The organism is Nitratireductor aquimarinus, from assembly GCF_017255295.1.
In the GTDB taxonomy this organism is placed as follows: Bacteria; Pseudomonadota; Alphaproteobacteria; order Rhizobiales; family Rhizobiaceae; genus Nitratireductor; species Nitratireductor aquimarinus.
In genome coordinates this window covers 229,052-242,038 of the sequence record NZ_JAFKDE010000010.1, presented here as the reverse complement: position 1 = coordinate 242,038, position 12,987 = coordinate 229,052, and the positions used below count along the sequence as shown (strand labels likewise).

The 12,987-nt window shown below is 58.5% G+C and carries 4 protein-coding genes; 1 reads left to right on the top strand and 3 read right to left on the bottom strand.

Annotated elements, in window-relative coordinates:
- From JYP46_RS18290 to JYP46_RS18280, 3 genes are all read right to left on the bottom strand, one after another.
- The coding region (locus JYP46_RS18290; RefSeq protein ID WP_420884111.1) for a DUF7507 domain-containing protein at positions 1–1,783 on the bottom strand (1,783 nt) is incomplete at its 3' end.
- A gap of 401 nt (positions 1,784–2,184) precedes the next feature.
- The gene (locus JYP46_RS18285; protein ID WP_206548906.1) at positions 2,185–6,717 is read right to left on the bottom strand and encodes a DUF11 domain-containing protein; all 4,533 of its coding nucleotides are present in this window, start codon (positions 6,715–6,717) and stop codon (positions 2,185–2,187) included.
- Positions 6,718–6,871: 154 nt separating this feature from the next.
- Positions 6,872–12,436 (bottom strand): DUF7507 domain-containing protein, encoded by a 5,565-nt coding sequence (locus JYP46_RS18280; RefSeq protein ID WP_206548905.1) that lies wholly within the window; start codon positions 12,434–12,436, stop codon positions 6,872–6,874.
- A gap of 367 nt (positions 12,437–12,803) precedes the next feature.
- Here JYP46_RS18280 and rpmG point away from each other — a divergent pair, with 367 nt between their 5' ends.
- On the top strand, positions 12,804–12,971 hold the full coding sequence (rpmG, locus tag JYP46_RS18275; protein WP_007008183.1) for a 50S ribosomal protein L33: 168 nt from the start codon (positions 12,804–12,806) through the stop codon (positions 12,969–12,971).
- Positions 12,972–12,987 lie beyond the last annotated feature (16 nt).

Below are 12,987 nucleotides of genomic sequence, written 5' to 3'. Positions count from 1 at the left end.
TGTCGACATGCGTCACCGTCTTGATGAAGTCGCTCGAAGCCGTCTGCGCAATGTCCGTCCGCGTCGCCGTGCCCGCCGTCCCGCCGGTCGGATGCGACTGCGCCGTCACATCCGCATCGGCTGGATCCTTGCCCGTGGCGCTCGCCAGATTGTCCACATGACCGGCGTCGATATCGGCCTGCGACACCGTATAGGTTCCCGTCAGCGTCACCGCATTGGTGGGACCCGGTGCAAGGGTCGCAATCGGACTGCCCGTCACTGCCGCATGATTATCGGTCAGCGCAACATCCGTCAGCGTCACATTGCCCGTGTTCTCCACCTTGAATGTGTAGCTGATCGTTCCATTGCTGTTCAGGACAGCTGTCTTCAGGACCGATAAAGATGGCGCGGCGGGGAAACTCAGGGGAACGCTAGCGCTGTCATTGCCGGTGTTAAAATCGTTGTTCGTCGCATCGGCGTCTCCATCCGGCGCGGATCGCCCCAGAACAACGCTTACACTGTAATCGCCTGCCATCGCTGGCAGGTTGACAGCAACAGGGATAGCAAAGCTGACCGTCCCTCCCGCAACACCCGGCCCTGACGAGGCCGCAAGCGCCGTTGCATTAAGGCTGCAGGTAACCACCGCACCGCTTTCCGTACAACCCGCCGGCAATGTGCCACTGGTCGACCAACCAGCGGGGAGCGTGGCAACCAGCGTAAACCCGTCATCGCCATCGGTCGCACCAGGGCCATGATTCGTGGCCGTCATGGTGAAATTCTGCGCAACGCCATAGCCTGTAAAGGAACTCGCCGGGGCGGTGCCGCTCACACCTATATCGGGCAGGCCATTGATCGTCAGTCCACAGGTTCCGTCCTGCTCATCGACAAGAGCAAATGCATTGCCCCCGGCGCATGACCCCGTTTCCACATAGGTGGTCGCATTTATTCCGGTCGGGCGCTGATTAACCAGCGCTCCGTAATTGCTCGCTGGCGTGACATAGAGCTCGTGCGCGCTCTGGAAGGCCATAGCGTCATTGTCGCCTGGCTGCGCATAGACATCGGCAGCGGCTCCATTTGTAAGCGCCGTGCCCCCCTGAGCCAGCGCCGTGTTCCAGCCGCTTCCGCCAATTGTCTTGTCCCATGCAAAATCGCTGAAGGCAATCGTTGCCGAAAGTCTGGCCTGGGCGAAATAGCCACAGTATGCGCGAATGCCGTCATACCCTGCGCCACCGCGCTGAGGCGCATAACCGGCAAACAGTCTGTCATCGCTGCCTCCGCAAAACGGGCCGCGACTGTAGTGAGCCGCGTTGCCTTCAATCACGCCGGCATCAAGACGGCTGGAGTTGGACGCCGTATTGAAGTGAATCCACTGTCCGGCTTTCAGCTCCAGCTTGGTGCACAGGATTCCAACCTGGCTGGTCCAGGGTACAGAGGCGGTGGATCGATGCCGACCATAAAAGGCCCTGGCGATCATCCCGGCAGGACAGGTCTTAACTCGTATACTGCCCGGACGGGGATATGCATAGCCATTCACGGTGAAAAGCGGCTCCAGATTAATGGTTGTGCCGTCCGTCGTCACACGCGAGCAATAGAGATCCACTCTCACCGTCATGCCGTGGGTGCTGCTGGTGCCAGTAAAGTTATGATCTGTATGGCGCACTCCCCTCAAAAATGTTCCTGCAGGGCATTGCGTAATTGAGGTGTGGCCCTTGTTGGAGCCGATGAGCCCGCCGTAATAGGTGCCAGAAACCCCCAGACCCTCAACAGCCCGCGCGCGCTCGACGCCGCCCAGCAGGGCAATCATTGAAATCACGATACAAACCTGAGCCTGTCTGGAGAGGCCTGCTGCGAACCGCACGCAGAAAGCGAGTACAATGAGCCTCAAATGTCCGTGAACCAAGCGCCGTGCAGTCATGGCAATCGATCTTCGTTTTGAGTTTTCTGACAATGTACCTGTGCCAATATGCGTTCTCCGACACGGAGAAGACCGCTTCAGCAACAGCCACGCCAATGCGCAAAGACAGGAAACGACAGACCCGGGACCAGTACGGGATCATTCAGCAAGATCAGCGCCACCTGAAACAGCGGACAGGCTTGAATGAACGGCCCCTTGTGCGGTCAGACCGAAGAGTTCCACGCATCCCGCCGCCTGTGGGCCAACGAGATGCGCGAAATCATACGAGGTGAAGCAAGGGCACCTGGGACTTACTTATAGAGCGTAAGATCGTTCACTGGCTCCACGGGCACATCGCCAACAGCGGTGTGAAGCTGGCTTTCGATCTCGAGGCGATAACGACGACCGACCTCACGCCATTCACGGGCAATGTGCTTGCGCATTGCCTTGCTACGCTTCAGCGCCAGCTTTTTCCCCTCACCCGCTTCCGTGTAAACCAGCCGCAGAATCGATGGCTCCTGCTCAAGCAGATGCATCATCTGAGCAAGTCTGGTCCGCCATTCCGGGCGAAGTTCCGTGCTGTCTTCCTGGAAAGCGGCATCGCTCAGATCAAGACGCACAACCCTTCCGATGGAAGCGCCGAAGGTGAATTTCGACACCTTGCCGGCAGTCAGTCGGATCACACGCGGGTTTTCGGTAGTCAGGCGGTACCCTGAAGGCAACGAACGCGGGTCCAGTTTGAGGATATAGTTGGTTCCGATACGCTGGTCCGGGAGGTCAGCACAGGCAATGTGAAAGCGACCCTCCGCATCTGCCGTCACCAACAGTCCCTTGACCGAAGCGACCCGAACACCTGCAAGGCCGATTTCACCATTGTCCTGATAACCATTGCGGTTCTTGTCGTCGAACACCTTGCCGATAATATCGCCGCAATCGAAGACCGCCTCGATAACCACCTCGACAACGGCAGTGGCTACACGCGAGATCGGATTACCCTCAAGGTCCTCAACCCAGGCCCGGTTCACATACTCGCCGGGCTTGGCAGCCGCAGTGACGGCCAGATCCAACGTGATTTCCACGGCCTCATCGCCTGTCAGAACGACATTCTCAAAGGTGAGTTTGCGACCTGCCACGACCGGTGCAATCCCGGTATCACCGAGCATCGCCGAACCTGGTACGAAGGTAAGCCCGGGAGGCGTCATGTCGATGACATTGACCGTACTCGAACCCGGCATGCCGAGCATCTTGACCCGGATCGTATAGGGCACCTTGCCGCCACGGCGAACCTCGCGCAGAGGAGACATCTTGCTTATCGCATACCCCGGCAGATCGACCGACGCTTCCGCTTCCGCTGCCGCTGCCTTCTGGCCGCGCGGTCCCGTACCTGTGGCCGTCGCCGTGTTTTTCACCCCATCCTCAATCCCCTGAGCAGTATCGATATCAGCCTGGCTCAGAGTATAGGTGGCGGTGAAGGTTGCGCTGTCACCGGCTGCGATATCCGCACTTGATGGCGTAAAGGAAGACAGGCTTCCTCTGCCCCGGCGTCCATCGAAACGCGGCCCTGCATCAACCGGAACCACATCATCAACAGTGACATTTCCGTCATTCGTTACCGCAAAGGTGTAGAGAATCGTATCACCGGGTTCGGCAAAGCCGGTGCCGACGCCCTGGTATGCGCCGCTTTTCTCGAGGACCAGCGACACCTTTTGCGGCAGGGGCGTGGCGGTTGGATCGTCCGGCTCACCATCCCCTTCCTCTTCGACATTTTCGCCATCATGAGGATCGTCGGAGAGATCAGACACTTCTTCACCGTTTGGGGTCAGACCTTCTACCTCTGCAGTCGCCGTCTGCCCGCCGGCATCAATCTCGGCCGCCGTCAACGGATAGGACGCGGTGAACGTGGTTCCATCTTCGCTGCCTGGAGCAAGGCTTGCGAGCGTACCGCCCGCAACGGGAACCGTTGCCCTCACACCAATTCTAACATCCGCCGGATTGACATTGGGGTCCGGAACCACTTCCAGCGAAGGAATGGTGATGCTGTTGATCGTGACGTTACCGGTATTCTTCACCGTAAAGGCATAATGTACTGGCTCGCCCGAATCCGGGAAACCGCTACCGTCAGAATCGCTCCACTGGTCCACCAGGTGAACTTCGATGGATGGGTTCGGCTGGAACTCGATCGTCGTCGGGTCGCCCGCTTCTCCATCTGCAGAGCGGGATTCAGCTGAAACCGGCTCGCCCTGCGGGTCCACGCCGGTAGCGGTGGCAACATTTGCAAAAGACCCGGCATCGATATCGGCCTGTGTAATCGTATAGCTGCCTGTCGCACTCGTGTCGCTTTCCCCCGGAGCCAATGGTCCGGCAATCGGGCTTCCAGAGATTTCAGCCTTGTCGTCTTCGATTGCAATGTCTGTCAGGCTCACATTGCCAGTGTTCATGACCGTGAACGTGTAGCCGATTGTCTCATTGGCATCAGCAAAACCGTTGCCATTGGCATCGTTCAGCATCGCTTCCTTGACGACGTCCATGGAGCCCTGCGCCACCACTGGCTGCGTGGTGTTGTCGCCGGGAATCCCGCCCGGCGGCCGCGAGGTACGCTTTACAGGAGCCCCGTTGGGGTCCGAAGCCGTGGCTTCAGCGACGTTGTCCACGCCACCGCTGTCGACATCCGCCTGGGTGACATCGTAGTAGCCCGTGATTGTCGTCGAATCCACGTCATCGGGGGCTAGAGAGGCGATGGGGCCACCAACGATCTGCGCCTTGCTATCGCTGACAGTGACGTTGGTGAGCGTCACATTGCCCGTGTTCTCCACCGTAAACGTGTATTCAAGCCGCTCACCCGCATCCACAGCGCCATTCCCATTGGCATCGACGTGAGACACCTCCTTGACGAAATCACTCTCCGGCGTCTGGAGCAGTTCCGTTTCAGTCGGTTCGCCAGCAACGCCTCCCGGTGCACTCGATTGAGCCGTGACATCATTTCCAGCCGGATCCTTACCGGTGGCTGACGCCAGGTTTGCGACAGAACCGGCATCAATATCGGCCTGTGTGATCTTATAGGTTCCGGTCACGCTTGTATCACTGTCGCCCGCCGCAAGCGGCCCTGCAATCGGGCTACCCACGAGATCCGCCCGGTCGTCTGAAACCACGATGTCTGTAAGCGTGAGATTGCCCGAATTGGTGACGGTGAACGTGTATTCGATCATCTCGCCGGCGTCGGGACGACCGTTAGCGATGGTATCGTTCAAAGTTGATGTCTTGATGATCTCGACTGCTGCGCTTCCCGGCAGGTCAATGGTCGTGGCGTCTCCCGGTTGACCGCCTGGAGGTGCCGATTCAGCACTGACCGGATCACCATCGGGGTCCTGAGCATTCACGGTGGCGTGGTTTTCCACCGAGCCAGAATCAATATCAGCACCGGTCAGGGTGTACTCGCCAATAATCGTTTCGCTGTCCGTCACGCCCGGCGGCAGCGTTGCAATCGAGCCACTTGTCACGATGCCCGGATCATCAACCGTCACGTTCGAAAGCGGCGCTGCGCCCGTATTGGTGACCGTGAAAGTGTAGATGATCTTCTCATCAACGTCCGGGACGCCGTTATTGTTGGTGTCCTGCAGCTCCGCTTCCTTGGTGAGGGACATGGACGCTTCCTGCGTCACATCCGTCGCCGTGTTGTCGGCAAGATTGTTGTCGACAACATCATCGGGAAGCACGAGCGAAACCGTGTTGCTGAGCTCGCCGGTGAAGTCGTCCGGAACCGACATGGTGATCGTGTAGGTGGCCGACGCGTTGGCAGGGAGGTTGAGATGTTCTGCATCAATGCCACCGGTCCCGCTGGCGTTCTCACATGTCGCGCCGCTCGCACCCGCGCATGTCCAGTTCGCGGTGGCAATGCCTGCCGGCAGCGGGTCCGAAACCTCGATGGCCTCTGCGCCGAAGGGGCCATTATTGGTGACCTGCATCGTATAGGTGACGTCCTGCCCGGGCGTATAGGCTTCCTGTCCGTCCGTTTTGGTGATCTGAATATCCGCCTCGAACTGAAGAGACGACGTCACACATTTCAGGCCATCATTGTTTCCCGAGCCGGGCGAGGATGAAATAAGGGTCGACTGGCCCGTCGTGGTATTGAATTTGTAGAAGCCGTTCCCGCCATTGTCGGAACCGTACACGGCATCCGGCGTTCCAAACATCGCACCAAACTGCGTTCCCGCGGCCAGGCCGGTATTGCCGACGCTTGTCACCGAGCCGGTCACCGGATCAATGGCGATTAGATCCGTAGCGCCCCCCTCCTTTGTGTAGAGGCGGCCACCGGACCATGCCAGGTCGAAAATGTTGATGGCACGGCTGAGTGTGATTGCTGTCGCAGAGACCGCCCCGACATCGATCTTGTAAAGGGTACTCGGCGCAGCGCTGCCGATCACATAATAGCTCCCGTCATCCGCGATCTCACCTGCATTGATGTTGGGGGCCGAAGGAATCCCGGCGATGGCGCCCAGATTTTGTGTCTGTCCATTCGAGCCAAGGCGCAGCAGATTGGGAGTCGTACCCGCCTGAATGGCATAGCCATAAAAGTCTGTGGGATGGAAACCTGCCGCGTTGTGCGCGAACGTCTCTCCGCCCTCATTGGTGAAGGTAAAGGGATTTGTGGTCATCCCCACCGAGAGCAGATTTGTCGGATTTCCCTGGGTCAGCCACAAACGTTCATCGCACGTGGAAAAATCAGGAACCTGCGCCCGACTATCATCCATGGACACCAGAACGGTTACCATGGCAGCAGCGAACAGACCAAGGCGCATGCGGCCTTTATGGGGTTTCGTTCGATTGAGATATTCTTCTATTTTCATAATAATCTCATTTGTGTCCAATGATGAAATTATTACTCTTCAATTAATATAAATGGGACTATAAATATTAATTGATACACTTCTCAAACATGAAGGAACGAAATACAACAATTCATCAGCGATGATTAGAGCCAAACGGCATTCCATACGGTCATCATCTCGTATCGCCGATCATTCTGGTCTCCACCTCGAGACGATAGCGACCACCGACCTTCTGCCACTCACCCGCAATGTGACGCCGTAATGCGCGCATGCGTCGCGCCGCCAGCCGTCCTCCCGCATTGCTGCTCTGGTACACAAGACGAAGAACGGAAGGCTCCGCATCCAGCAGAGTGACGAGCTGCTTGATCTGCCCCTGCCACGCGTCCTGCAACTCAACGCCATCCGGCGCGAAAGCAGCGTCAGACACATCCAGCCGCACCACCCGTCCGATGGTCGTGCCAAACAGAATGTTTGTCACCTTACCGGCGGTCAGCCGGACAACACGCGGGTTCTCCGTGGTCACCCGATAACCTGACGGCAGAGAACGCTGGTCGAGCTTCATGATGTAATTCGTACCGATCCGCTGATCCGGGAGATCAGCACAGGCCACATGGAATTTGCCCTTCGGTCCGGCCGTGACCAGCAATCCCTTTGCCGTGGCCACCCGCGCACCCGCAATGCCCTCTTCACCGGCATCCGGATAGCCGTTGCGATTGCGGTCATTGAAAACGAGACCGGTGATATCGCTACAGTCGAACACCGGCTCAACAATCACTTCCACAGTCGCGGTGGCAACTCCCGTCAAAACCTCTCCGGATAGATCCTCCACCCAGGCCTGATTGACATACTCACCCGGCTTCACACTCGCCGTCGCCAGCAGGGTCAGGTCGATGAGAAGTGGCTCGTCCGGCTGGAGCTCGACATTTTCAAAGATGAGCCTGCGCCCCTCCAGTCTCGGCGCCAAACGTCCATAGGACACGGACGCGCTGCCGGTCTGGTAGGTGAAGCCCTGCGGGAGAAGGTCAATGACGTTCACCTCCACCGCCGTCTTGAGCGCGTAAGCCGCGACCCGCAACTGATAGGGCACACGGTCGCCGCGCCTCACCTGCGAAAGCGGGGTGCTCTTGCCAATAAAAACACCGGGCATGGGCACGCTGGCCTCGGCCTCCGGCGACACCACATTGCGCCCATGCGGCGTCGCGCCCTGCGCCACTGCGGTATTCACCGCGCCAGCCTCATGAGACCGGGCATTGCGGATGTCCGTCGCAGTCAGGACATAGTCGGCAGTGAACCTCGCCTTGTCACCCGGCGCCAGCGTCGCACTGGCCGGCGCAAAGGCCGAAAGACTGCCGCTTGCAGGCGCGCCGCCAAAGAGCGGGCCGGGATCTGACGGCGCAACATTGTCAACCGTGACATTGCCGTCATTCTCCACCTCGAATTCATAGTGGATCGTTTCGCCGGGATGCGCCTGCACCCCGCCAGCGCCACGATATTCACCCGTCTTCGTCAGAGCGAGAGACGCCAGTTGCGGCAGCGGCAACTCATGTTGAGAACTTGCGGAAACCTCTTCGCCGGACGGATCCGAACCGGTTACCGTCGCAGCAGCGTTCAGCAATCCCTGATCGATGTCATCCTGCGTCAACCTGTAGCTTGCGGTAAACGCATCCGTGTTTGTCCCGCCCGGCAAAAACCCGTCCAGCGGCCCGCCGCTGACCGGAACCTGCACCTCCCGGCCGTCAGGCAGGGTAAGCGTCACAGACGGGATGGACACACCGGAAAGGGTCGTGTTCCCCGCATTCGTTACGGCCAGTTCGTATTGCACAATCTCACCGGCATCCGGATAACCGTTTTCATCCCCGTCAACGAGCGTTCCCGTCAAGACGAGTTCCACGGCCGGCTTGTGCTCAATCACCAGGACGGTATCGCCAGCCCCCTCATCCGTCTCCGACACAACCTCCAGAGCAGTTCCATCCGGCGCCTTCGCATGCAGCGTGGCAGTGTTCCGCACCTCCCCCGCATCGACATCCGCCTGCGTGATTTCGTAGTCGGCGCTGAATGTCGTTTCATCCGCATCGCCAACGTTCAGGCTGCTCAACGGGCCGCCGGCGACCTCAACCTTCTCGTCCTCCACCTTGAGATCACTCAATGTCACATTGCCGATATTCTCAACCTTGAAGCGGTACTCGACATGATCCTCGGCATCGACGCGGCCATTGCCATTGCTGTCGACATGCACCGCCCGCTTGATCAGTCGCGCCTTGGGAGCGGCAGTCAGCGGAACCTCGAGACTGCTGGAACCGGTCACCTGCTGGCTCGATGGATCAAGCGCCGCGACCTGCGCTTCATTCAACACCTTGCCCTTGTCCAGATCGGCCTGCTTCACAAGATAGGCAGCGGTGAATGTATCTTCATCAACGTCGCCTGGCGCAAGGGTCGCAAGCGGTTCGCCGGTCACCTGCGCAGTCGGATCGGTCACACGGACATTGCTGAGCGTCACATTGCCGGTATTTTCCACGCTGAACTTGTAAATCAGCGCATCGTCAACATCGGTGACCCCGTTCTCGTTGCGGTCTTCCGTGCGGACGAGCGTCTTGGTCAGTTTGATCGACGCGGACTGCGCAATCTCGACCGTCGCGCTGGCCTCACTCGTTACGGTCTCCTCCTCTCCAACCGGCACGGTCGCGGTGGCCTTGTTGTCGACCCTGCCTTTGTCGATGTCAGCCTGCGTCAGCCTGTAGAGCGCACTCACCGTCGAATCACTGTTGCCCGGCGTCAGATCCGGAACCGTCGTCCCGGAGAGCGACAGAGCGGGGTCGGTAATCTTGACGGCCGCGAGCGTCACATTGCCGGTGTTCGTGACCTTGAACGCAAATTTGATGTGATCGTCAGGATCTGCGAACCCGTTGCCGTTCGTGTCTTGATAAACGCCTGTCTTCTCAAGCTTCATGGCCGGCGCTACCGTAATGCTGAAGGAGGCAGTGGAAAGAGCTTCCGCCTTTTTCCCGCTCGGCGACGTCCCTTCCACGGACGCCGTGTTCGAGTAGGCGCCGTTGTCGACATCCGCCTGCGTCAGAACATGATAGCCCGTGACCGCCGTATCATTGCTCGCGCCCGGCGTGAGGTCTGGAACCGTCGTGCCCGACAAAACGGCGCCCGGATCACTTAATTTGATGCCCGAAAGAGACACATTGCCATTGTTCGTAACCTTGAAACGGTAGTTCAGACGGTCGCCAGGCTCCATCACGCCGATGGTTCCCTGATCCTGAAAAGTCACGGTTTTCTCGATCTTGATGGATGCCGCCTCGGGCAGGCTGACTGATGTCGAGCCGGTGTCATCCACATCACCGTCATCGGGCGCTTTCGCCTTCACGGTCGCCGTGTTGACCACCGAGCCACGGTCCAGATCGGCCTGGGTCAGATCATAATTCGCGGTCAGAGGCGTCGTGTTTGAATCCCCGGGCGCGAGCGTCCCTGCAACGGCGAGACTGCCATTGATCAGGGGGTCCGACACGCTGATATCCTTCAGCGTTACCTCGCCCGTATTCTTCACAGCGAACGTGTATTCGATGCGATCCCCCAGATCAGCAACCTTGTTGTTGTTGGTGTCCACCCATTTACCGGTCTTATCCAGCGAAACAGCTTCTTTCGTGTCGATGGAAACCGTCACTTCAGATGTGTCGCTCGTCGCGTGACCGTGCGGATCCTTGGCGCTGGCCGTGGCCTTGTTCACGACCTCGCCCCTGTCCAGATCGGCCTGCGTCAAAGTATGAAAGGCCGAGAAAGTGGTGCTATCCTCATCCCCAACAATGAGTTGCGAAAGCGTGCCCCCGGAAACGCTGACAGAAGGGTCCGTGATGCTGATGTCGGAAAGCGTCAGGGAACCGGCATTCTTGACCTTGAAACTGTATTTGATCCGGTCGCCCACATCGGTTTTCTGGTTGCCGTTCGCATCGACATACACCCCCGCTTTTTCGAGCACGATCTTGCTCGTGCCTTCCTCATGGGTGGTGACCGACGCGCTGTCCGTCACGGGCGTGTCGTCCGGCGCCTTCGCGGTCACGGTCGCCGTGTTCTTCACATCGCCATTATCGATGTCGCTCTGCTTCAGATCGTAGCGCGCCGTGAATGTGGTGCTGTCCGATACGCGGGGGGCAAGCGTGGCGATCGGACCGCCGGTGACACTCGACGCATTGTTATCGGTCAGGCTGATGTCTTTCAGTTCGACATCGCCGGAATTGGTAACGGTGAAGGAGTACTGGATATGGTCGCCGAGATCGACGACCGAATTGTTGTTGGCATCCACATGAACACCACGCTTCTCAAGCTTGATCGAATGCTTGCTGCCCAGCCCGGTCGTCAGCGAGGCGGTGTCGCTTATTGTCTTGCTGTCCGGATCCTTCGCCTCGACCTTCGCGGCGTTGATCACTTCGCCCTTGTTGATGTCCGCCTGCGTGAGCTCATAGGCAAGAGAAAAGGTCGTCGTATCCTTGACACCGGGAGCCAGCGTCGCCAGAGGGCCGCCATTCACCGTGCCCAGCGGGTCCGTCACCTTCACATCGGTCAGGGTGACATTGCCGGTATTCTCCACCTCGAAGCTGTAGATGATGCGATCGCCGACATCGAGAAGCTGGTTCGCATTGGTGTCCTGATAGGCCCCTTTCTTGACCAGATCGATCGCGGACGTCCTCGGCAGATTTATGACCGTCGGGGCCTGATCGCCATCGGCCTTCGCCTGCGAGTAGATCGTGATTTCCTGACCGCCGGGCAATGTGCCCGCCCCAACGGCCTGGTTGCTGAGTTTGCCAACATTCACATCGGCCTGGGTGAGCCTGTAGGTAGCCTTGAAAGTCGCAGTCTCACCGGGCTGCAGGGACCCTTCCGGAGATGAACCGCTGTTGGAAACAAAGGTCGGCCCGGTGGTCAGCGTCAGCGCGGTGCCGTCCGAACGCTCAAGGAAATCCTCCTTGATCCGGACATTGGTCATCGGATCAGCACCAGTGTTCTTGACGGAGAAGGAGAACGTTACATCTTCACCGGCCAAAGCTTGCCCCACCGACGCTGTCTTGATCACTTCGAGGGGATAGGCACCAATAGCAAAGTGGGCGACGCAGGACTCAGAGGAGGACGCACCGGTCTTCTTATAAGCGCTCACGGTCAGTCTTTGCTTTGTCGCAGTGGCCGTGAATTCGAGTACCGACTGGGTCCAGGTTGTCGATGGCATTGGAAATTTTTGCGGCGTCTTTTGGTCAATTCGCAAGCGCAGCCCCTCACATGCTTCGTTATGATTAACACGCTGCGCCCCCCGCATCAGCCCATAGAAGGGAATCTTGTAAGAACGCCCGACAACCAATCCTGTTATATTTGTATAAATAGCTTCCGCATGATCTGCTTTGGCCCACATTGTAGAAAATGTCTCATCGCCAGTCGGAAGCGCTGGAAGGGGGCCATCAATCCACCGATTCCCCCAGCCCCACTTTTCAAGGTTGGAACAGTCCGGTGACCCTGCCGCCTTAAACCAACCAGCCGGCGTCGTGTCCTCCCCAAAGACGCAGGGTGCCGTGGGCGGAATGTGCTGCGCATAGCCCGGCAAGGAAAATGAACTGCCCCCCGCCACAACGAGAAGGAAGAGCAACAGGAGAGACAGCCCTCCCTCACGACTGGCCAGCCGCAACCAAAACCGGCCTGCCACAGCAAAAGAAGCAGCAAACCTTTGCACATTCATCAGCAGCACGTTCATTGAGGTCACCTGGAATGGCGCAGCGTTCATGTACCCCTAAAAAGACCTGAAACTCGCGACTATCGAAACAAGGCCGAACACTGCGAAAGCGGGATTGAGAGTTAGTCCCGCGCACTCTAGTGAGGATCGCGCCGCGACATGAGTTGCCGTGCCGTATCTTTACGGTTTCAGCGCCGGCCGCACCGGCCCCACGCCACCGGCTTTCCGGCATCGGCAAAGCAACGGATCGCGGCTTACCGGCACCCCGCCAGCAAGACCGGCTTGACATTCCGCGCGTACCCTTTATGTGTCCGCCAGACTCTTTAAGCGCCTGGTGGAGAGATTCTGCTGATGCGCGACCAACAAACATCAGGAACGGACGACAGCTATGGCGAAGGCCACGACCATCAAGATCAAGCTCCAGTCGACGGCCGACACGGGCTTCTTCTACGTCACGAAGAAGAACAGCCGGACGATGACCGACAAGATGACCAAGCGGAAATACGACCCCATCGCGAAGAAGCATGTGGAGTTCAAGGAAACGAAGATCAAATAGATCCCGTTTTAGCCGT